Raw genomic sequence first — 21,217 nt, 5'->3', positions numbered from 1 at the left:
GCCTAAATTCTTATTTAATCTATAAATTTAGTTGGTTTTAATTGTATGACAGGTTATTTCCTAATTAATAATCAAGTAGCATCCTTTCCACGGTAGCTGTCACGCCATTTTAATAGTCTAGACTCCAACACTCGAACGAATGAATCGGCCAGCTTCCCGCCCAGGGCGAAGATGATGATGCCGACAAAGACAACCTCCGTGCGGGTAAATTGCCTTGCATCCATAATCAGGTACCCAATCCCTTCGCTGGCTCCCATTAATTCTGAAACAACTAGCCCAAGCCAAGCTGCTCCAAGTGACAACCGAACCCCAAGCAGGATATTCGGAAGAGAGGCCGGTAAAATGAGCTTTGTTACTTGCTGCCAGCGACTAAATTCCAGAATGCGCGCTACATCAAATAATTTTTTATCTACTCCGCGTATGCCAAGCAGTGTATTAACATACAGAGGGAAGAATGCTCCAAGCGCGATTAATAATATCTTTGATAATTCCCCTAGGCCAAACCAGAGAATAAATAACGGCGCTAATGCTAAGTGCGGCACTGTACGCAGCATTTGCAAGGACGGATCCAGGAGTTGCTCTGTTTTATTAGAAAGACCCGTTATTGTTCCAAACAGGAGACCTAGGCTTGCACCTAATAGAAACCCAATCAAAGCACGAGTGAGGCTAACTTTCAAGTGTCCAAACAATTCGCCCGATCCTATTAATTCTTGAAACGAGGCAAGAATATGTAAGGGTGTTGGCAGTACTGTATTTGGCACATGTAAAATTGATACGGATAGCTGCCAGATTATTAATACAACGATTGGTACAACTAAGCCCCGAAACATTACGCTTGTGGTACTATTAAAAGAAATACTCTTCAATTTTTTAGAATTATCAGGCTTTCGAATGTTACCAATGGACCGAACGGGTGATAATGCTGTTTTGACTTTACTCACCCTGCATCACCTCACTTATTTTGTTCTTCCTTTACTTCCTGTAATGCCTGCTTAATATAAGAATTATCAACTATCTGGGATACGTCAATTTTCTTCGTAATAGCCTGAAGAGAATACTGGAAGTCTGCAGTAGCCTGCTGTGCTTGTATAATTTCCTCTGTAATCGGCAGGTTCAAGGCTTCGTTGTTTTCAAGTACTTGACGCACAATATCCTTATCAATTTTTTTCGCATTTGCATACAATTCAATCGCTTCAGTACGGTGTTCTTTTTCAAAAAGACGTGCTTTCTCGTATACCTTTAGAAAGCGTACAACGTGCTCAGGATGTTCCTTTGTAAATTCTGTCCGCGCAATTACAAAGCCCGGGGAGTACACATTTAAGGATGAGCCATCTGCCAATACTCTTGCATCTTTCTGTATAGTTTGTAACGAAACAAAAGGCTCCCAAATCGACCAAGCATCTACCGCTCCTGTTTCAAATGCGGGCTGTGCTTCATCCGGTTGTAATTGAATAATTTTAGCATCCTTTGGTTTTATGCCAGCTTTATCTAACGCACGATATAATAAATTGAATCCGCTGCTTCCTTTAGCTACTGCAATCTTTTTCCCTTTTAAATCTTCTAACGTTTGAATTGGACTGTCCTTGCGAACAAGAATTGCATTTCCTTTTAATCCATCGCTTGCAAGTGCAATTTCCTTGAATTGGATATTTGCGGCTTGACCGGCAATCACCGGTGAATTTCCTACTGCACCAAAGTCTAACCGGTTCGCTGCTAATGCTTCGAAATGGGGAGGACCGCTTTGGAATACTGTCCATTTTACTTTAACCCCGACCTTCGCAAATTCTTCTTCAAACCAGCCCTTCTCCTTCGCAATTAATAAAGGCCCTAGGCTTTGCTGAATCCCAATATTCACTGTAAGATTTTCCTTATTCCCCTTTTTTTCGGTTGCCGTTGTCTCTTTTGAAGCACAACCAGCTAGAATAACCGCAATCATTGCTGCTAGTATGAAAATAGAAAGCTTTATGTTTCGAATCATATTCTTCATCCTCTCCTAAATACCAGAGCCTTCAATGAGCTGAAGCTCTTCTACTTTTTCAAATTCACTTAGTACTTTTTGCCTAAACTCCTGGAAGGAACGACTCGCTCTTTTCCGAGGATGCGGTAAATCAACCGAGATAATATTGCTAATTTTGCCTGGTCTTGCGCTCATAATGACAATGCGGTCAGCGAGATAAATAGATTCATCCAAATCATGCGTCACGAGGATCATCGTCGTTTTCTTTTGCTGCCAAATCTCAAGCAATGCATCCTGCAAGTGCGTCCTTGTAAATGCATCGAGTGCACCGAACGGTTCATCCAACAGCAGCACCTCTGGATCTCGCAATAATGCTCTTGCAATCGCTACCCGCTGTGACATTCCTCCAGATATCTCCTTTGGGTATGCCTTCTCAAAGCCTTTCAATCTTACAAGTTCAATGAGCTCATCCACCCTGCCTCGCACCTTAGGATCCTTTAGTGGTAAGTCGGCAGCAATGTTTTTTTCTACTGTTAACCAGGGAAAAAGACGATGCTCCTGAAAAATAAATCCTTGTTTGATGCTTGGCCCTGTAATTGGCTGGTCACCCAGGTGAATCGCTCCTTCAAACTCATGATCCAAACCCGCAATCAGCTTCAGCAATGTGCTCTTGCCGCACCCGCTAGGTCCAATAATGGTAACAAATTCCCCTTGCTTTACTTGTAAATTAATATCCTGTAGTACCTTTGTTTGCCTTTTGGACTTCACAAATGTTTTATATAATGACGTAATCGAAACGCTCACTTTCTTCTCCCTCCCTACAAAAATAGATTAACTGTTCTCTTACAATAGTAAACATCTGTCTTCGCACATTCTAAGTCGCCTCTTCTCTAAATAACATTTTCCTATCTGATAACTCGGATTAAGGGAACAAAAAAGGCCCTTAACCTTTTTATCTTAGCGTTAAGGACCTTCGGTTTTTCCGATCAGTCAGATGAAATATTGTTATCTTGTTGACAATAATATTACGCATTACTCCTATAAGTCAACTATGATTTTAAATAATTTTCCACAAATGTAAGAATTAGTTTCATAGTCTAGTATTCACACTTTATATGACAAAGTCCTCTGGCACAAATACTTTCACTTCCTTTGGACGAACGTATACAACCTCGCCAACTTGGAGCTGCAGCTTAGCAAACCTCTCTTTGCTAATTTCTGCCTCCACATACTCATTCGTATCCTCTCGCTTTAGCTCAATATGCACAACAGGACCAATGGCGTGCGAATAGAAAACTGTCGCAGGAATGGCATCCTCGCTTTGCTTTATGCGTTCAATTGACAAATGATGCGGCCGAACATAGCCAATAGCGTCTGTATCTAAGACGTGTGAATGCTCCGGTGCTTCTAGCTGTGCGGAACCAAGATTCAGCTTGCCGTGATGCAGACGACCTCGAAATAGATTAACGCTTCCCAGAAAGTCATATACAAACGGACTAGCAGGATGATCATACACCTCATCCGGTGTACCCAGCTGCTCAATCTTTCCTTCATTCATCACAACAATCCGATCCGCTACATCCAATGCCTCCTCTTGATCATGCGTCACAAATACACTTGTGATATGAAACTCATCATGCAGCTTCCGCAGCCAGCGGCGCAGCTCTTTACGTACCTTCGCATCTAATGCACCAAAGGGCTCATCAAGCAGCAAAATCTTCGGTTCTACTGCGAGTGCCCGTGCAAGAGCAACACGCTGCCGCTGTCCGCCTGAAAGTTGTGCAGGATAGCGATTGGAAAGGCCATCCAGCTTCACCAAACGAAGCAGCTCGTTTACTTTCCCCTCAATTACGGCCGCGGACGGCCTCAGTCTCCGCTTTCGGGCTTTTAGTCCAAATGCGATATTTTCAAACACATTCATATGCTTAAACAAGGCATAATGCTGAAAAACAAAGCCGACCTCGCGATGCTTGACATGAACATCAGTCAAGTCTTCCCCATCAAATGAGACAGATCCTTTGTCTGCCGCTTCTAAACCTGCAATGATGCGAAGCAACGTTGTTTTTCCTGAACCGGAAGGTCCTAATAATGCAACGAGTTCTCCCTTTGGAATATCTAAATCAATATCTGTCAACGCTTGAAATGCTCCATATTGCTTTGATACGTTTCGAATTTGAATTGTCATCGATTGTTCTCCTTCCTCACTCTTCCCGATTCTCTGTCTGCCACTCAATCCAGCTCTTAATAATAAGAGTAACAAGCGCCATAAGCGACATTAAAGAGGCCACGGCAAACGAGGCAGAAAATTGATATTCATTATATAAAATTTCAATATGCAGCGGCATTGTAATCGTCATCCCGCGTATATGTCCAGACACAACAGAAACTGCTCCGAATTCACCAATTGCTCGTGCATTGCACAAAATCATTCCATATAACAATCCCCATTTGATATTTGGAAGCGTAACCCGAAAGAACATATACCAACCGTTTGCCCCAAGCGAAATTGCGGCTTCCTCCTCTGACGTTCCTTGAGATTGCATAATTGGAATCAGCTCACGGGCAACAAAAGGAAGCGTAACAAATATAGTTGCAATCACAATGCCGGGCACCGAGAAAATAATCTTCACTCCGTGCTCTACAAGCCACGGACCCAATACGCCGCGCGGGCTGCATAACAATACAAATACCAAACCGGCAATAACAGGTGAAACCGCAAAAGGTAATTCAATAAGTGACAAAAGCAGCTGCTTTCCCCTAAAGCGAAATTTTGTAATCAGCCATGCCGCTGCTACTCCAAAAATGGTATTCAGCGGTATGACGATCAATGTAACTATGATAGTGAGGCGAATAGCAGCAAGAGCATCACTTTCTGTCACTGCAGCTTCATATACGGCCAGCCCCTGCTCGAAGGCCTTTATAAAAATAGTAAGGAGTGGAAGAAAAAGAAATAAAGATAAGTACATAATTGCTACCGAAATAAGGATAATCCTAACAAATTTAGGCTCGTTTGTTGTTTGACGAGCTGCCGGCGCTATTTGTTTCGCCGGCTTTGATGCTGCAAGCTCCATACTCCTCCTCCTATTCGTTTCCAATCTCGTGCTTACGGCTCCATGTTTGGAGCAGATTAATCAAAAATAAAAACAGCAAGGAAACAAGCAGCATCACAACTGCAATCGCCGTCGCTCCCGCATAGTCGTACTGCTCAAGCTTCGTCATAATCATAAGCGGAGCAATCTCCGTCTTCATCGGCATATTCCCTGCAATGAAAACAACAGATCCGTACTCCCCTAAGCCGCGTGCAAACGCTAATGAAAAGCCAGCTAATACAGCAGGAAAAATTTCAGGGAAAATAACTTTACAAAAAATTTGCAAGCGAGAAGCTCCTAAACTAGCTGCTGCTTCCTCCACTTCCCTCCCGATATTCTCCAAAACCGGCTGAACCATACGCACTACAAAGGGAAGTCCGATGAATGCTAAGGCAATTGTAATACCAAGCGGAGTAAAGGCAACCTTAATAGGAAGAAGCTTCCCAATCCATCCGTTCGGCGAATACAGCGTTGTCAGTGTAATCCCCGCTACTGCAGTTGGCAAAGCAAACGGTAAATCTATGAATCCATCCAGCAGGCGCTTGCCTGGGAAAGGGTAGCGAACCAATACCCAGGCAATTAATAGACCAAATACCGCATTAATACATGCTGCTGCAAGTGCAGTCCCGAAGCTGACCTTATAGGAATGCAGGACTCGTTCACTTGTCACAGCCTGAAAAAATTTACTCCACCCAAGCTGTGAGGTTTCAATAAATACCATAGACAGCGGGATTAGCACAAATAAGCTCAAATATAATGTGGTAAAACCAAATGAAAGACCAAAACCCGGCAAAATCCTTCGATGTGTTTTTCTGTGTATGTTCACCTTTGTTCACCTCATGGAGCACAATAGCTCTTTTTATTTTTGGTAAATAGAATCAAACACGCCGCCATCATTAAAATGTTTTTCTTGCGCTTCCTTCCATCCGCCGAATAGTTCATCTACTGTAAATAATTGTACCTTTGGAAATTGGGATGCGTATTTCTCGGCTACCTTCTCATTACGTGGACGATAGAAGTTCTTTGCTGCAATCTCCTGCCCTTTTTCTGTGTACAAATAATTCACATACGCTTCAGCTGCTTTGCGTGTCCCTTTTTTGTCCACTACCTTATCTACAACAGCTACTGGCGGCTCAGCAAGAATACTAATAGATGGAGTCACAATTTCAAATTTGTCTTTCCCCAATTCCTTTTGTGACAGCAACGCTTCATTCTCCCAAGCAATTAAAACATCACCGATTCCCTTTTCTACAAAAGTAGTCGTTGCGCCCCGCGCTCCAGAATCCAATACTTGAACATTTTTGTAAATATTTTTTACAAATTCCTTTGCTTTTTCATCGCTATTTCCATATTGCTTCAGCGCATATCCCCAAGCTGCTAAGTAGTTCCAACGAGCACCGCCTGACGTTTTCGGGTTTGGTGTGATAACAGATACCCCGTTTTTCGTTAAATCATCCCAATCCTTAATTCCTTTTGGATTTCCTTTTCTCACCAGGAACACGATTGTTGATGTGTATGGAGTGGAGTTATTTGGCAAAAGCTTCTGCCAATCGTCCGAAAGCAGCTTTTGCTGGCTGATTGCATCGATATCATAGGCAAGCGCCAATGTTACAACATCTGCTTCTAAACCATCAATAACAGAGCGGGCCTGACTTCCTGAGCCGCCGTGTGATTGCTTCACCGTAACGGTCTGCCCTGATTTTTCTTTCCAATATGCTGCAAACTCCTTATTAAACTCTTGATACAGCTCACGTGTTGGATCATATGATACGTTGAGCAGCTCAATTGACTTCGCCTTTCCCTGTTCCGCTGTACCTCCTGTTGTCTCGGATGAGCAGCCTGACAGCAAAACAAATGCAGAAAGTAGGATGCCTGCCTGCTGTACGATTGGTTTTTTCTTCCATAATTTCATATAAGTTCCCCCTTTTTATATAACAAAAAGCACACAACAAGCCCTATGGAGCAAATGTCGTGTGCCTTCAGTCGTCTGATCGGCCTATGCAATTTTAAATGTTTTCTAAATATTCTATCGCTGTCACTCATTTTATACATACTATTCACATATGTCAACTAAGAATTAAATATTAAAAAAGCGGATTAAAGTCATTCTCGTTTAAAAGATCCTAACATACACTTTTTTCATGGAGCTCTACTTTTCATTTAGCCTCCTAAACAAGAAACTTATTGTAATGAAAAATAGTGTTCATATAAAAATGGAAACATTTACAAAAAATCACTTTCAATTAACCAAAAACACACTTGACTTATAGGAATAATACACTTTAGTATGGTGTTACACCATATTTGCTGATTGGTCTACCAAAGGCACTGAGCCATATTCACATGTAGGTGCCTTATGGAGTTTATCCCAGATTTACTTCGACCTATATGAGACATAGGGCATAGAGACACGAGGAGGGATAACATGACAATACAATCTGGAGGACATGATTCTGCTTCGAAGAGAAGCTTGAAGGTACACATTTTTACGATGGGACGCGTTATAAAATGAGTAATGAGTTCCGCAATGCTTTGGAAAAACGAAAACAATACTTAATTGATCAATTGATTGCATCAGGTGTTTATAAAAAAGGATCTAAGCACCTCTTTGAATGGAAGCTGAGTGACCTTGAAAGAGAATACAAATGTATGAGAAAGAAAAAAAGATAATAAGGGGGAAACACATCATGGCAGAGATCAATCAAGAAAAGATAAACTATATTCTAGAGTTACTGGAAAGAATCAAATACGGCTCTGTAACAATCGTCATTCACGATGAAAAGATTGTGCAATTGGATGTAATCGAGAAGCATCGTTTATCCAAGTAGAAGATAGATTTCATGCAATACACTAATCTACAAATTTATAAACATACATTTATTAGGCGCCCTTTGTATCGTTTAGTTTCAATCAGGTCACTGGAGAGTCATCCATACACGCCAAAAACAGACTTTATCCATCGGAATAGTAAATTTATTATATAAGCTATACTCGCTGATTGCTTCACAAAATTGAGAATTTCAAGTCTTAAGTCTCGTCTTGCTGAATTGACTCTTTTGTAAAGAGATACTTTTTAGTGATTGGATGTGTCTTAAAATGAGCAATTTGCTTCGCCGCGCTTTAGAAAAACGAAAACAATACTTGATTCATCAACTCATTGCATCAGGCATGTATAGAAAAGATTCTAAGCATCTTTTTAGATGGACATTGAGTGACCTTGAACAGGAATATAAGTTCGTCAAAAGCATGAAAAGGTAATTTGAAATTCTTAGGAAAACAGCTCACAATTGGGAGGGATATATAATGATAAAAACTAATCAAGAAAAAGCAGATTACATCCTATCGTTACTAGAAAAAATCCAGTATGGCTCCGTGACAATCATTATCCAAGACGGAAGAATTATCCAAGACGGAAGAATTATCCAATTGGATGTAACAGAAAAGCATCGGCTATCCAAGTAGAGGCTATATATAATGTATCATAATCAACATAGCCCGTAAGTTCACGCTCTTCTACTACTCTCTAAATATTTCATTTCAAATCAACCATACATTTAGAAAAGCTTTCTTCTAAAAACATTCACCAGGATTTTGCAGTAAATTTCACAATAAAAGCTATCAAATAGGTTACAATAGTAATATGAATGAGGCTAAGGAGAAGATCAATGCGAGAGCAAAATGAAGAGCTGTTACAGCAATTGCAAGAAATCAAACAGTGGGAGCAGGAACAGGAAGACCTTTGGTTCTGGGAGAAATGGGGGAAAATTCCGTTTGCAATCTTAGATAAGCTCACACCGAAATTCCTTCATCAAAAGGTAAATGCTGTACTTGATGAGTTGGTTCAGTACATTCATACCGGAAGCCAATATCTTGTAAGCAAGGAAGCAACGCTAAAGAAGTTTGGAGCAAATATTTCCCTAGAGGATGTTCGTCATTTGCCGCTTCGCGATATTGATCGTGTTGCCCAGGAAATTGCGCAATCGCGGAAAAGATTAGCAACAGCTCAAGGGGCGACAACTGGGTTCGGCGGAATTTTCACATTAACAATTGATATACCGGCCGTACTTGGTATGTCGTTAAATGTTCTCCAAGAAATGGCAATCTGCTATGGGTATGACCCCCATGATGAGACAGAACGATTGTTTATTGTGAAATGTCTGCAGTTTTCCTCCTCTGATATTGTCGGTAAACAGACCATTTTAAAGGAGCTTCAGAACTTTGATAACCGCGCACATCAACAGGATGGCATTTCCCAAGTTGCATCCTGGCGCGAAGTCATTACTGTATACCGCGATAACTACGGGTGGAAAAAGCTATTTCAGCTCGTTCCAGTGGCAGGAATGGTATTTGGGGCCTATCTGAACCGAAAAACCATTCAGGAGATCGCGGAAACCGGAAGAATGCTTTATAAAAAAAGAAGGATTTTAGAACGATTGCCTGAACTAGTCAAATAAGAAGAGCTTTCATGCCTCTTCTTTACTACGAGAGGAGACTGCATCGGATAGTCTTCTAGCTGGAACATTATAAGGATAAACCAAAAACCTCCAAGCGCTAAGCTTAGAGGTTTTTCCGTTTTAATTATTGTTGCTTTACAGCTTTGCTTGCATCCTTACTGTAGGTTGTGCAGTACGCTGCATTTACAATTAGTAAAATATATCCGCTTAAAATTCTCCGTCATCTCCGCCGAAGAAGTCACCAAAACCGGATTCTCCTTCTGCAAATTCCTCTTCCTCCAAGCCAAGCGCTTCTCCTGCCGCTTCCATCGCTTCGCTCATCATTTCTTCTAGCAGCACAGCTCCCAAAATTCCAATTGCCATACCGCCAATCATGCCGGCAATCGGGCTGCCGTGATGGCCGTGTCCATAATGGCCATGGCGTCCGTATTGCTCATAAGAGAATGGATGCATAAAGCTATGCGGCTGCTCCACCGCTTCTAGAATAGATTGTTTCAGTACATCCAGCACTGCCTGAGCATCTTGCAGCGTATCTTGGTCTAAAAATAACTCTCGCTTAGCCTCTACTTCACGATAGCCGCCGCGGCAGTCCACTTCCATCCAGATGCGTAAGCCTGTTGCTTCAGAAGCAAAACGAAGCTCTACCTCGCTTACCTGTCCCGCAAACAATGTTGTTGGGAAAAACGCGAATTCTTGACCATAGCTGTCCAGCTTACCGGAACCCGGCTTTTCGCTGAATCCAAGCTGCCCGAGCGCTTGAAACACAGCTTGTACATCCTTTGGAACTTCAATAATAAGACGATCAAGATCGGTACGATCTACACCACCGTCAATATCTAAATGTGTATCAAAATAATAGGAAACTGTTCCTCTAGAAACAGGCAAATTTGTTGGAACTATATAGGTAAACGGAATGACCTTCTGTTCCTTCGGAAAAATTGTAAATGTGCCGCTAAGCGGAATTGTTGTGACCTCGCGTGTAACAGTTCCTTGCTTTGTGTTAACACTCATCATCAGCCTTGCTGCTAGATGATTAATTTTTTGTTCTACTTCTCCGCCTTGAATCACAACCTCCCCCTGCACAGCTTCATTTGCACGATACGGGCGACCTTCAAAACGCAAATCAACAGTTGCAGCTCCTTTTCCTAAACGCGCTAGAAACTTCTTAAACATCTCCATCTCTCCTTCTTATAAATTGTAGAGTTATATATGTAGTGAGAGCAGGCAGCAGCCCTATATAGTCGCTGCTTGCTCCTCTTGTTGTTCCTGCTTCTCCTGACGAAAAATTTCCACAAGCTTCACTTGATGAACATCCTTCTCTAACACCTTAAACTCGTAATCATCCATCCGAATAGATTGTCCTTGCTCAATCTCATGGTTTTGCGTCATAATCCAGCCGCCAATTGTGTCGACATCTTCATCAGCGATATGAATTCCAAACAAATCATTCACGTCACTAATGAGCACTTTGCCGTCTACGATTTTATGATACTCATCAATATGCTGTACAGGCGGTTTTTCATCTTCATCATACTCGTCGCGAATTTCTCCAACGATTTCTTCTAAAATATCTTCAAGCGTGACTAAACCAGCTGTTCCGCCGTATTCATCATATAAAATTGCTAGGGCAATCCGTCTCTTTTGCATCTCAAGCAACAAATCATGAATTGGAATGGTTTCCATGACTTCAATAACAGGACGCATAAAGTCCCGGATCGATTGCGGCTCTGTTTGTAAGCGGTCTGTATAGCGAATGAAGAAATCCTTAACATTGACCATGCCAATGATATCATCCTTATCTTCGCCAAAAACAGGATAACGTGTATACTTCTCAGTCTTAATGAGATTCATATGCTCTTCTATCGGATCATCTGCATATAGACCAACAATTTCTGTACGCGGAACCATAATTTCCTTTGCAATGCGATTATCAAATTCAAATATGTTGTTCACATATTTGTACTCAGCCTGATTGATTTCTCCGCTCTCATAGCTTTCTGATAAAATGAGACGCAATTCCTCTTCCGAGTGTACCGCTTCATGCTCAGAGGCTGGTTTTAGCCCGAACCATCCGACAAAAACACGCGCTGAACCGTTTAAAATCCAAATAAATGGGTAGGCAATTTTATAGAAAATAATAAGCGGACGAGCAAACAGCAGTGTAACCAGCTCAGCTTTTTGAATTGCTACCGTCTTTGGCGCCAGCTCACCAACAACAACATGCAGGAATGTGACAAGTGAAAAGGCAACAATAAAAGCAATCATACCTGCAACCGCATCAGATACATTTAAATTTTGAAACAGCGGCTCCAGCATATGATGGACAGTTGGTTCCCCTAACCATCCGAGTCCAAGCGCTGTTACAGTGATGCCAAGCTGGCAGGCTGATAAATACTCATCTAGATGGGTTGTAACGTGTTTCGCGGATAAAGCTCCCCTTCTTCCTTCAGCAACAAGCTGGTCAATTCGGCTGCTGCGCACCTTTACCACGGCAAACTCCGCTGCCACGAAAAAGCCTGTGAGAGCGATTAAAATTGCAATCATGACTAAATTAAATATCTCCAAGAACATCCCTTAGCTGATAACCAGCTAAGGTGTCCACCTCCCTGTTTTCTCTATTTTATCTTTCTTGGTTATTCTTTTTGTCGCTTCCCTTGAAGAAAATCTTGGTATGTTTAAGGAGACGCAATCTCTATCTAAAAAAATACTTACTTGGTATTCCCTTTATGCAAGCAATCCTAACAATGTGTGCATCAACGCCGATGTTTGTGCAGACAAATGCTGTCTCAGCAGCTGCTTTTGGTCATCTGGCAAGGAGCTCAATAATGGACGAATTTGCAGCAATTCACGTTCGATTTCATGCAAATGCTTTGAAATCTCACCAATTTGCTCCATTACTATATCATCATGTTGGTTCCCTTGCTGCCGATGCAGCAACTCTTTAATCTCACAAAGCGGTACATGCATCTTCTTATAACTCTCAATATATTTCAATGTATCAAGCGCCGCTTCATTATAATATCGGTAATTGGAATCCGAACGCTCTGCTTTCAATAAGCCTAGATTCGTATAATAATCGATCGTTCGTCTTGAAACACGGGCTAGCCGTGCTAGCTCTCCAATTCGGTACACGTTCCCAAGTAGATAACCTCCTTTATGCATCTATTGGCATTATCATAACATAACACAAACCGTACAGTCAAACGTTTAGGTTTTTAGATAAGGTTTTATGAACTCGAAAAATCCGTGCAAAGTAAAAAAGATACCTGCTTTCTAACACAGAGGTGTCTTCCTCCTAATGTATATTTACAATCATAACATTTTAGCAAAGTACTGTATGTGCTTATTTAGCCCTGCAGCATCATTTGTTCTCTTGTTTGTTCAAGCATATCAATCTCTTTCCTAATGGAAGATATCTTGCATCAAGCTTTCCGACAGCAAGCGAAGCCTCCAGCAGTTCTTGAAGAATATAATCAGGAACCTCTTTTCCATACTTATAACAGATTTTATGCTCAAGGCTGGATACATTTTGCTCACCGCCAACAAGTCTAACAATATCCTTTGCTAAACCATTATAGCTCATGTTCTACACTCCTTTTGTGATTAGACTTTCTTTTTAAAATTACTGCTATCCAACTAAATAAAAAGTGCGGGTACATCTGTTCTAAAGAAAACTCGCCGATTGTCGAGCCGTTAGGCGAAGACACAGGCATAGCTGCCCTTATACTTTATTCCTAAAACTTCCTACTACATCGAATTCACTCCTAGCTGAAATTTTATACTCCTAAAGTGTAAAAAGAAAAACCTGAACTGATGCCATCGGACAATAAAATCCCCGATTACGAAGCACCAATTCAGGTTTTGCCTGCCTAACCAGTAACAATCCTAAAATGAATCAGATATTTAAATTATGAGTACAATTTAACATGCTTACAAAGGATTGTTAACGCTTTCTTTCTTCTCGAAAAAGCTTTTTCAAAATGCACCTGACTTACTTTCGATTTACAACCCGTTCAATATGAATTGTCAAGTACAGCTTTTCTTCATTCGTCAATTCATACGCATGCTGCTTTTTAATATAGTCGTTGATTTTTTCTGTACACTCAAATGCTTCTTTATGCTTATGCTTCACCGCTTCAAATAAAAAGTCATCCTGATCTTCCATATACGTTTTGCCAAACAGCCGTTGTGCAAAGAATTTTAAATGCGTAACAAAGCGATAATAGTTCAGTGACTCCTCATCAAACTGAATTTTAAAGTGATACTTAACGATATTTAAAATATCCTGCATTACCTTCGTAATATTTATGATATTTGGCATCTCTTCATTCAGCTCAGCATTCACAATATGCATGGCAATAAAGCCAGCCTCATCCTCAGGAAGAGTAATACCAAGCTTCTTTTCTATTTTAGTCAAAGCCTCTTTCCCAATAGAAAATTCGTCTTTATACAAGCGCTTAATTTCCCAAAGCAACGCATTTTTAATATCCATCCCCTTTTTATTTCGTTCAATGGCAAAATGGATATGATCTGTTAGAGACACATAAATGCTGTCATTTAGCTCTCTGCCAAGCCTTGTTTTGGCAGACTGGATAATTTCCTCAGAAACCTCCATGTACTCCATCGGAATTTCGTATAAAAGCGTTTTAAATTTTTCTGAGATGTCTTTATTTTTTAATGAGAACACCTTCTCAATCCGTTCCTCATCGACTGGATCCCCTGGTTTTTTCTGAAACGCAAGCCCCCTCCCCATTATGACCAATTCCTCGTTTTGATCATTGAAAACACTAATAACATTGTTATTGATTACCTTTGCGATTTTCATTGAGATCACCTTTATGAATAGTAAGTATATAAAGAATAATGGTTAAGGTTTTGCCTGCTTGACCAGTAACAATCCTTCATGGTAAGAATAGCTTTAATTTATCATTAGGGGAGGGGAATAGCAACTGTTTTTAAAATCGTTTTCATTCTATCCTGTAAAGAATCTTTCTGTTTTATCCCACGAAAAAGCTCTATACTAGATCATTAGTGTTACGCTACTCCGTAATTATAGCTATATGCATTCTTTACTTTCCTAGATTTATGAAAAAAACCTAAATTGTTCTCTCTAACAAGAAAACGATTTAGGTTTTACGCCTAAGCTATTTATTTCTGCATTACAAACGGCTTATTCACAAAATCTCTAATCAACCGCATCGCTTCTCTTCCATCCTCTTGATTCGGAAATAGAGAAACAAAACCGTGGATGGTACCATCAAATCGTTTAGCATCTACATGCACACCAGCCTGTCGAAGCTTTTCTCCATACAGCTCCCCTTCGTCGCGCAGCGGGTCATATTCAGCGGTAATGAGGAGCGTTGGCGGCAGATTGCTGAACTCACGCGCACGGATAGGGGAGGCATAATAATTTACTGCATGAATCTCATCTCCTAAATAGAGCGTCCAAAAATAAGACATGTCCACATTTGTTAAAAAGTAGCCATCGCCATTTTCAATAATGGAGTCATATTCCGAATAGACACGATAATGATAGTAATCTGTAGCAGGATAAATGAGGACCTGTCTAGAGATAAACGGTTTGTTCCGGTCTCGTGCCATGAACGCTACAGCTGCCGATAAGTTTCCTCCCGCATTATCACCGCCAATCGTGATATTGGCTGGATCCCCGTTTAATTCGGCAGCATGCTCAAACACCCATTCCGCCGCTGCATAGCAATCCTCCAACCCCGCTGGAAATGGATGCTCAGGCGCCAAACGATATTCAACAGAAATGACCTTGGCTCCTGTCTCCCTAGCGAGCAGCCTGCATGTGATATCATATTCTTCAACACTTCCGACTGTCCATCCTCCTCCATGTATATATATAAATAAGGAGAAAGGGCCTTTTCCAGAAGGTGTATACATTCGAACTGGAACAGCGCCGTCTGGCCCGGGAATAAGGCGGTCTTCTACTTTTTCTACAGGCGGCCGTGACTCCACTGGCGGAAGCATCGCAGCCATCATACCGCGCAGCCTTACCATATCAATTGGACTGTGTGGAACTTCCTTTGGAAATGACTGAAGAAACTCCTTTACATATGGTTTTAAAGTCATGCTCACAACTCCTTTCATTATTCACGCACGTTAGGATAATCATAGGAAAATGAGATACTAATTTGATAGAACTTGGCGATGTAAGGTGAAATGGATGCGTAAAGCGATGTCTTTTGAGGAATACTATTCTGCCTAGGCGGCCATATATGTGGTAATCTAAAATATATGCGTACAATACATTCTATACTTACATAACAACTTACAAACTCAACATACATATACCCCTCCTCTTGAAAATATATGGACAAGTTTTTCTCAGAAGTTAATTATTACCATCATAACTAGCTAACATACGGCTGTCAACCAAAAAATGGCAACGTTTTCTTTACATCCTTATACAATCTCCCCGATATTCTTAAAAGAAACTATGAAAAATAGTAGTTTAAAGACTCCTCAACGGCTCCATAAAAATTGAAATAAAGTACTTTTCTGAACTAACCGGGTGCTTTAGTAGAACAAGAAACCCACAAAAAGAACCATACAAGTATTTTTTTCTTCTGCTAAAAAATCAACATGATTGTTTAATAGAATCATTCAAAAAAAGCTGATATCCTATAAAGAATATCAGCTCTTTTACAAGCCATTTGCATCTCTATTTATGTATGTTTTCAAAAACTCTGCTAAGACGCAAACATCCTTCTTCAGCTTCGGCAATTATCCCATCAAACAGCTCTTGTACCGTAGGAACACTATTAATAAGGCCGACAACCTGTCCAGCCCAGCCAAATCCATCCGTTTCATTTCCTTCATAAATATAACGGCAGTTAGCCTTGCCGCTAATCACGTCCTTTAAATCCTCATATGTTGCACCTTCTTGTTCCCGTGCAATAATCTTTTGCGTATATTCTGTTTTTAACACACGTCCCGGTGCTCCTAATGTTCTCTTAATAATGACTGTGTCTGTTTCCTTTGCATTCACAATCGCCTGTTTATATACTTCATTCGCATGAATACATTCTTGGGTTGCAATAAAGCGTGTACCCATCTCAATTCCTTCTGCTCCAAGTGCAAGCGCAGCCAATAAACCTCGGCCATTGCCAATCCCGCCACTAGCCAGTACTGGAAGTGCTACAGATTCAACAACGCGCGGAATGAGCACCATTGTGCCGATATCATCACGTCCTATATGGCCTCCGCCTTCCTGTCCAACAGCCATAACTGCATCCGCACCAAGCTCTTCAGCTTTTCTTGCTTGTCTAACACTTGCGACAAGTACGAGCGTCCGAATATTTTCTCCCTGCAAACGCTCAAAAATCGGCGCGGGGTTTGCACCGGTGATAGAAAGCACCGGTACCTTTTCCTCAATAGCAGTCTCAAGCAAATCCTTATACTGTCCATCATGTGCACCAATGGCAAAATTAACGCCAAACGGCTGACTGGTAAGCCTTCGAACCTTGCGAATTTCTTCTCGAAGCCTTTCTGGTGTACCAAGTGTCATAGCGGTAATTTGCCCAAGTCCGCCTGCGTTTGAAACAGCCGCAGCCAGGTCTGCATAAGCAAGATGGGCCAAGCCCCCCTGCACAATTGGGTATCGAATGCCAAACATTTGTGTTACGCGTGTCTTCACTTTTTTTCCCCTCTTTCTCTTCCTGCATCTTTGCTTCTTTCAAGTGATGTATTCGCCTAAGACTGGCGAATTCCTGTTTCAATAAGCCGTATGAAACAGGTTACTCACAATTGAACTGCCCAAGCTTAGCAGTAAAACTCCTAAGTGTGGGTATAGAGAGAGAGCGAATGGGTACAAAACGAAACATATATTCTGTTGCAAAACATGCAGTTATACGTCAAACGACGATCGCATTGGTGCATCTTCAACGGAAAAGAATTGAGTACAAGGAGCGTTAGCGAGTCAGTGGACTTGAATGAACAATGAACAGGAAGGAAAGGATACAATACAGAAACAAAACAAGACTAAACAGCGGAAATAAAAACAAAAAAATCTCTAATTTCCGATACTTTGCGATTTCTCAGTATTATACGCTTCTTTTCATTTGTCACAACATGTAATGTGCATACATGTTATAGAAGGATAAGGAAAAAGTATCCATATACAATTAAACACTAGTTAGGAGGTGACCGATTTGAAAACAAGCAGAATTGCCGCTCTTTCTGTAGCCAGCAATACGTTTGTGGTGGCTCTAAAGCTTATCATTGGATTTGTCACAGGGTCCGTTGCAATTATTTCCGAAGCGATTCATTCATCTTTGGATCTCGCCGCTTCTGTTATTGCTTTTTTTGCGGTACGTATTGCAAGCAGGCCGCCTGATCCAAAGCATCCCTACGGTCACGGGAAATTTGAAAATGTATCGGGAACTGTTGAGACGCTGCTGATTTTTGTAGCCGGTGTCTGGATTATTTACGAATCTGTAGAAAAAATCATACATCCTGCTCCTATCCGACTTCCATGGCTTGGCGTAGGAGCAATGCTTCTTGGTGCCGCTCTTAACTTTGTCGTAGGCAAAACCGTACAAAAAGCAGGCGAGAAGGCTCGTTCGGTCGCAATGCGTTCGAATGCTTTACATCTGTTAACAGATGTATATTCTTCGCTCGGTGTTGCCGCGAGCTTAGTGCTAGTCAGCTTCACAAATTGGACGATTCTAGACCCGATTATTGGAATTGCCATCGCTTTATATATTATGAGGGAAGCACTTCATCTTGTAAAAGAAGCATTTCATCCTTTAGTAGATACAGGACTGTCCGACAAAGAAAATGAGACTATTCGCAGCATTTTAGATAAATACAAAAACCGCTATCTTGAATATCATGACCTTCGTACGCGCCGCGCCGGCTCGGAGGAGCACATCGACCTTCATCTCGTGGTGCCCAGCAGCATGAAGGTTGAAATAGCACATGAAATTTGTAATGATATTGAGAAGGATTTGCGACAGGCTCTCCATAATCCGAAAGTTTTAATTCACGTAGAACCAGAGCAGGAGCGTATTGCTGCAGTACAGCATGAAGGAACTGATTCAGGGAATGCTACGTGATTAGGATACGGAATCTTAGCACAAGCTTTTTATTAGAAAAGTAAACACCTCTGCAAGCAGATGCAGAGGTGTTTACTTTAATCAAAATGCTATATTTATACGAGAACCGCTTTCTTATTCGCCAGCGCCAATAAACGTTGCTTAATATCTTCTGCGTTAACATGTCTTTGCGCTACACCTGTTTCCATAGCTGCGTTAGCAACAGCTGCTGCTACCTCAGCAGCAACGCGATAATCAAACGGATCAGGAATGACATAGTCGGCATGAATATCTTCATTTGAAATCAATCCAGCAATTGCATAAACAGCCGCCAGCTTCATTTCCTCATTAATTTCGCTCGCCTGCACATCTAAAGCGCCTCTGAAAATACCTGGGAATGCCAATACGTTGTTCACTTGATTCGGCAGATCAGAGCGTCCTGTTCCGACTACGAGCGCTCCAGCCTCCTTTGCCTCATTCGGCATAATTTCCGGCACTGGATTTGCCATAGCGAAAATAATTGGTTGATGGTTCATTGTTTGAACCATTTCCTTTGTAACTGCTCCCGCAGCCGATACACCGACAAATACATCCGCTCCAACAAGAGCATCTGCAAGTGTCCCTTGCTTTTTCTCTTTATTTGTAATGAGTGCCATCGCTTCTTTAAATGGATTCATTCCCACCGGACGTCCTTCATAAATGATTCCTTTTGTATCGCAAAGAATAACATCCTTTACTCCCATACGAAGCAACAGCTTCACAATTGCCACACCTGCAGCACCGGCACCGTTCACCGCAACGCGGATGTCTTCCATTTTCTTATTCGCCAGCTTTAAAGCATTGATAAGTCCAGCAGCAGTAACAATAGCCGTTCCATGCTGGTCATCATGGAAAATTGGAATATTGCAAATTTCGCGCAGGCGTTCCTCAATTTCAAAGCATTTTGGAGCTGCAATGTCTTCTAGGTTCACCCCGCCGAATGTCGGCTGAAGCAGCTTTACCATTTCAACAATTTTATCAGCATCCGTAGTGTCCAAACAAATTGGGAATGCGTCAACATCGGCAAATGCTTTGAAAAGAAGAGCCTTTCCTTCCATAACTGGCATAGCTGCCTGAGGGCCGATATTTCCAAGGCCAAGTACAGCAGTTCCATCCGACACAACCGCTACAAGATTCCCCTTCATCGTGTAGTCATATACTTTGCTTTCATCTTTGTGGATCTCTAAGCACGGTTCTGCCACTCCTGGAGAATAAGCAAGACTTAAATCTTTTGCATCGCGCACCTCAACTTTGGAGTGCACACCTAGCTTTCCTTGCTTTTCCTTATGCATTTGCAATGCTTCATCTCGTAAAGTTAACATACAATATCCCCTTTTCCTGCTTATCTCATCTACAGTAATGTGATACAACACTTTTAGCTATATTGCCTCACCTGACACCTGTCTTATTGTTTTATAACAGGCATACTAAGCAGCTCTCCCCTTTTTGTTGTTCCGAAATAAGAAAAGCGGAATTGGTCCGCCTGTGCTCCTGTAGAAGAAGCAAAACACTGCCAAAAAGAAACGCTTTCTTAATTCTTGAACAAAGAGACATATTTTGTGCAATACTGCCCATCTTGTTTTTACAAAATATGTATTGCTACGTTATGTAACATATAATAATATTGAAAAAGTATAATGTCTAATTTATTATTTGCATAGTTTTCATGCATAATAGGTATCGTTCGGATATTAATAAAAAAGGGGACTGAATCTATATGGAATGGCAGCACATTGAATATTTTCAGGTTGTTGCTCGTATACAGCATATTACGCGTGCAGCCGAAGCTTTGTCGATTTCTCAGCCAGCCTTAAGCCGTTCCATTGCTAGATTAGAAGAAGAGCTAGGCGTTCCGCTATTTGAACGGCAAGGACGAACGATTCGACTAAATCGTTACGGCCAACTTTTTTTAAAACGGGCAGATCGTATTTTGAAGGAATTTCAGGAAGGAAAGCAAGAAATTCAGGATTTATTAAACCCTGATTACGGAGAAGTATCGTTCGGTTTTATGCCGACGCTTGGTACGTATCTCATCCCTACTCTAGTAAGAACATTTCATGCTGAACACCCGGGTGTTAATTTTCAATTTAAACAAAATAGCAATCCATTGCTCATTAAACAGCTGGAGTCGGGAGATATTGATTTTTGTCTCGTTTCTGCAATTGAAACAAATAAACAAATTAACTGGACTCCTTTATGGAGTGAAGAATTGTTTGTAATTGTTCCAAACAATCACCGCTTAGCTGGAAGCAAAACCGTTACATTGAAGGAAATTGCAAATGAATCCCTGATTCTCTTAAAGCAAGGGAGCGGGCTTCGGGGCATTGTAGCCGAGATGTTCGAAGAGGCAGGTCTGAGTCCAAAAATTACATTTGAGGGCGAAGAGGTGTATACGATAGCAGCCTTCGTTGCAGCCGGTCTCGGAATAACAATTATTCCTGACTTTAAGGGCTTCGATTGGTCGAAGGTATCGAGATTACGTATAAGCTCTCCGAAATGTAAACGTATGATTGGACTTGCCTGGGTTGAGGGAAGATACTTGTCACCCACAGCCAAACGATTTCAACAATTTATTACAGATTACTTTATCAAAAAATAAGGAAGAACACCCCTTCC

At 41.3% G+C, this 21,217-nt stretch carries 22 protein-coding genes; 7 read left to right on the top strand and 15 right to left on the bottom strand.

All coding sequences use genetic code 11. From position 1 onward, the window contains the following. Nucleotides 1-71: 71 nt before the first annotated feature. From AC6HZ4_RS06680 to AC6HZ4_RS06650, 7 genes are all read right to left on the bottom strand, one after another. A complete protein-coding gene (locus AC6HZ4_RS06680; RefSeq protein ID WP_497495621.1) occupies nucleotides 72-866 on the bottom strand; it encodes an ABC transporter permease in 795 nt (264 codons plus the stop codon). A gap of 86 nt (nucleotides 867-952) precedes the next feature. After that, nucleotides 953-1,978 carry an aliphatic sulfonate ABC transporter substrate-binding protein gene (locus AC6HZ4_RS06675; RefSeq protein ID WP_497494208.1) on the bottom strand — a complete coding sequence of 342 codons (1,026 nt, stop codon included), beginning with the start codon at nucleotides 1,976-1,978 and terminating at the stop codon, nucleotides 953-955. A 15-nt stretch (nucleotides 1,979-1,993) separates the two neighbouring features. After that, nucleotides 1,994-2,761 (bottom strand): ABC transporter ATP-binding protein, encoded by a 768-nt coding sequence (locus AC6HZ4_RS06670; RefSeq protein WP_497494207.1) that lies wholly within the window; start codon nucleotides 2,759-2,761, stop codon nucleotides 1,994-1,996. A 307-nt stretch (nucleotides 2,762-3,068) separates the two neighbouring features. Continuing rightward, nucleotides 3,069-4,142: a sulfate/molybdate ABC transporter ATP-binding protein gene (locus tag AC6HZ4_RS06665; RefSeq protein ID WP_497494206.1), complete on the bottom strand. Its 1,074-nt coding sequence runs from the start codon at nucleotides 4,140-4,142 to the stop codon at nucleotides 3,069-3,071. 16 nt (nucleotides 4,143-4,158) lie between these two features. Next, nucleotides 4,159-5,028 (bottom strand): sulfate ABC transporter permease subunit CysW, encoded by an 870-nt coding sequence (gene cysW, locus AC6HZ4_RS06660; protein WP_497494205.1) that lies wholly within the window; start codon nucleotides 5,026-5,028, stop codon nucleotides 4,159-4,161. 10 nt (nucleotides 5,029-5,038) lie between these two features. Further along, the gene (gene cysT, locus AC6HZ4_RS06655) at nucleotides 5,039-5,866 is read right to left on the bottom strand and encodes a sulfate ABC transporter permease subunit CysT (protein WP_497495620.1); all 828 of its coding nucleotides are present in this window, start codon (nucleotides 5,864-5,866) and stop codon (nucleotides 5,039-5,041) included. A 39-nt stretch (nucleotides 5,867-5,905) separates the two neighbouring features. Then, nucleotides 5,906-6,958, bottom strand: a complete 1,053-nt coding sequence (locus AC6HZ4_RS06650) for a sulfate ABC transporter substrate-binding protein (RefSeq protein WP_497494204.1) — start codon at nucleotides 6,956-6,958, stop codon at nucleotides 5,906-5,908. Nucleotides 6,959-7,554: 596 nt separating this feature from the next. On the opposite strand from AC6HZ4_RS06650, the gene AC6HZ4_RS06645 reads away from it, so the two are divergent. From AC6HZ4_RS06645 to AC6HZ4_RS06625, 5 genes are all read left to right on the top strand, one after another. Further along, the gene (locus AC6HZ4_RS06645; protein ID WP_497494203.1) at nucleotides 7,555-7,716 is read left to right on the top strand and encodes a Fur-regulated basic protein FbpA; all 162 of its coding nucleotides are present in this window, start codon (nucleotides 7,555-7,557) and stop codon (nucleotides 7,714-7,716) included. Nucleotides 7,717-7,733: 17 nt separating this feature from the next. Further along, nucleotides 7,734-7,874, top strand: coding sequence for a DUF2292 domain-containing protein (locus AC6HZ4_RS06640; RefSeq protein ID WP_497494202.1), 141 nt, complete (start codon nucleotides 7,734-7,736; stop codon nucleotides 7,872-7,874). Between the two features lie 268 nt (nucleotides 7,875-8,142). Continuing rightward, complete coding sequence (locus AC6HZ4_RS06635) at nucleotides 8,143-8,304, top strand: Fur-regulated basic protein FbpA (protein ID WP_497494201.1); 162 nt, start codon at nucleotides 8,143-8,145, stop codon at nucleotides 8,302-8,304. Between the two features lie 45 nt (nucleotides 8,305-8,349). After that, complete coding sequence (locus AC6HZ4_RS06630) at nucleotides 8,350-8,508, top strand: DUF2292 domain-containing protein (RefSeq protein ID WP_497494200.1); 159 nt, start codon at nucleotides 8,350-8,352, stop codon at nucleotides 8,506-8,508. Between the two features lie 203 nt (nucleotides 8,509-8,711). After that, nucleotides 8,712-9,500 carry an EcsC family protein gene (locus tag AC6HZ4_RS06625; protein ID WP_497494199.1) on the top strand — a complete coding sequence of 263 codons (789 nt, stop codon included), beginning with the start codon at nucleotides 8,712-8,714 and terminating at the stop codon, nucleotides 9,498-9,500. A 207-nt stretch (nucleotides 9,501-9,707) separates the two neighbouring features. Here the strand turns inward: AC6HZ4_RS06625 and AC6HZ4_RS06620 are convergent, their stop codons facing one another. From AC6HZ4_RS06620 to AC6HZ4_RS06590, 7 genes are all read right to left on the bottom strand, one after another. Next, a complete protein-coding gene (locus AC6HZ4_RS06620) occupies nucleotides 9,708-10,673 on the bottom strand; it encodes a sporulation protein (RefSeq protein WP_497494198.1) in 966 nt (321 codons plus the stop codon). A gap of 60 nt (nucleotides 10,674-10,733) precedes the next feature. Then, nucleotides 10,734-12,065: a hemolysin family protein gene (locus AC6HZ4_RS06615; protein ID WP_497494197.1), complete on the bottom strand. Its 1,332-nt coding sequence runs from the start codon at nucleotides 12,063-12,065 to the stop codon at nucleotides 10,734-10,736. A 159-nt stretch (nucleotides 12,066-12,224) separates the two neighbouring features. Further along, on the bottom strand, nucleotides 12,225-12,632 hold the full coding sequence (locus AC6HZ4_RS06610; RefSeq protein ID WP_497495619.1) for a MerR family transcriptional regulator: 408 nt from the start codon (nucleotides 12,630-12,632) through the stop codon (nucleotides 12,225-12,227). A gap of 229 nt (nucleotides 12,633-12,861) precedes the next feature. After that, nucleotides 12,862-13,083: a hypothetical protein gene (locus AC6HZ4_RS06605; protein WP_497494196.1), complete on the bottom strand. Its 222-nt coding sequence runs from the start codon at nucleotides 13,081-13,083 to the stop codon at nucleotides 12,862-12,864. Nucleotides 13,084-13,491: 408 nt separating this feature from the next. Then, nucleotides 13,492-14,325 carry a BglG family transcription antiterminator LicT gene (gene licT / locus AC6HZ4_RS06600; protein WP_497494195.1) on the bottom strand — a complete coding sequence of 278 codons (834 nt, stop codon included), beginning with the start codon at nucleotides 14,323-14,325 and terminating at the stop codon, nucleotides 13,492-13,494. 323 nt (nucleotides 14,326-14,648) lie between these two features. Then, a complete protein-coding gene (gene lipP1 / locus AC6HZ4_RS06595) occupies nucleotides 14,649-15,596 on the bottom strand; it encodes a LipP1 family hormone-sensitive lipase (protein ID WP_497494194.1) in 948 nt (315 codons plus the stop codon). Nucleotides 15,597-16,188: 592 nt separating this feature from the next. Then, complete coding sequence (locus tag AC6HZ4_RS06590) at nucleotides 16,189-17,163, bottom strand: NAD(P)H-dependent flavin oxidoreductase (RefSeq protein WP_497494193.1); 975 nt, start codon at nucleotides 17,161-17,163, stop codon at nucleotides 16,189-16,191. Nucleotides 17,164-17,677: 514 nt separating this feature from the next. Here AC6HZ4_RS06590 and AC6HZ4_RS06585 point away from each other — a divergent pair. Continuing rightward, a complete protein-coding gene (locus tag AC6HZ4_RS06585; protein ID WP_497494191.1) occupies nucleotides 17,678-18,583 on the top strand; it encodes a cation diffusion facilitator family transporter in 906 nt (301 codons plus the stop codon). Nucleotides 18,584-18,678: 95 nt separating this feature from the next. Here the strand turns inward: AC6HZ4_RS06585 and ystJ are convergent, their stop codons facing one another. Further along, nucleotides 18,679-19,923, bottom strand: coding sequence for an NADP-dependent malic enzyme (gene ystJ / locus AC6HZ4_RS06580; RefSeq protein WP_497494190.1), 1,245 nt, complete (start codon nucleotides 19,921-19,923; stop codon nucleotides 18,679-18,681). Nucleotides 19,924-20,318: 395 nt separating this feature from the next. On the opposite strand from ystJ, the gene AC6HZ4_RS06575 reads away from it, so the two are divergent. Continuing rightward, the gene (locus AC6HZ4_RS06575; RefSeq protein ID WP_497494189.1) at nucleotides 20,319-21,200 is read left to right on the top strand and encodes a LysR family transcriptional regulator; all 882 of its coding nucleotides are present in this window, start codon (nucleotides 20,319-20,321) and stop codon (nucleotides 21,198-21,200) included. Nucleotides 21,201-21,217: the final 17 nt, after the last annotated feature.

The organism is Ectobacillus sp. OTK (assembly GCF_059698935.1).
This window is presented reverse-complemented; position numbering and strand designations above follow the sequence as displayed.

Coding starts and splice junctions, on each gene's coding strand:
- AC6HZ4_RS06620 (WP_497494198.1), bottom strand. CDS start 10,673: ATGTTTAAGAAGTTTCTAGCGCGTTTAGGAAAAGGAGCTGCAACTGTT.
- AC6HZ4_RS06675 (WP_497494208.1), bottom strand. CDS start 1,978: ATGATTCGAAACATAAAGCTTTCTATTTTCATACTAGCAGCAATGATT.
- AC6HZ4_RS06575 (WP_497494189.1), top strand. CDS start 20,319: ATGGAATGGCAGCACATTGAATATTTTCAGGTTGTTGCTCGTATACAG.
- lipP1 (WP_497494194.1), bottom strand. CDS start 15,596: ATGACTTTAAAACCATATGTAAAGGAGTTTCTTCAGTCATTTCCAAAG.
- AC6HZ4_RS06650 (WP_497494204.1), bottom strand. CDS start 6,958: ATGAAATTATGGAAGAAAAAACCAATCGTACAGCAGGCAGGCATCCTA.
- AC6HZ4_RS06640 (WP_497494202.1), top strand. CDS start 7,734: ATGGCAGAGATCAATCAAGAAAAGATAAACTATATTCTAGAGTTACTG.
- AC6HZ4_RS06645 (WP_497494203.1), top strand. CDS start 7,555: ATGAGTAATGAGTTCCGCAATGCTTTGGAAAAACGAAAACAATACTTA.
- AC6HZ4_RS06625 (WP_497494199.1), top strand. CDS start 8,712: ATGCGAGAGCAAAATGAAGAGCTGTTACAGCAATTGCAAGAAATCAAA.
- AC6HZ4_RS06665 (WP_497494206.1), bottom strand. CDS start 4,142: ATGACAATTCAAATTCGAAACGTATCAAAGCAATATGGAGCATTTCAA.
- licT (WP_497494195.1), bottom strand. CDS start 14,325: ATGAAAATCGCAAAGGTAATCAATAACAATGTTATTAGTGTTTTCAAT.
- AC6HZ4_RS06635 (WP_497494201.1), top strand. CDS start 8,143: ATGAGCAATTTGCTTCGCCGCGCTTTAGAAAAACGAAAACAATACTTG.
- ystJ (WP_497494190.1), bottom strand. CDS start 19,923: ATGTTAACTTTACGAGATGAAGCATTGCAAATGCATAAGGAAAAGCAA.
- AC6HZ4_RS06605 (WP_497494196.1), bottom strand. CDS start 13,083: ATGAGCTATAATGGTTTAGCAAAGGATATTGTTAGACTTGTTGGCGGT.
- AC6HZ4_RS06630 (WP_497494200.1), top strand. CDS start 8,350: ATGATAAAAACTAATCAAGAAAAAGCAGATTACATCCTATCGTTACTA.
- cysW (WP_497494205.1), bottom strand. CDS start 5,028: ATGGAGCTTGCAGCATCAAAGCCGGCGAAACAAATAGCGCCGGCAGCT.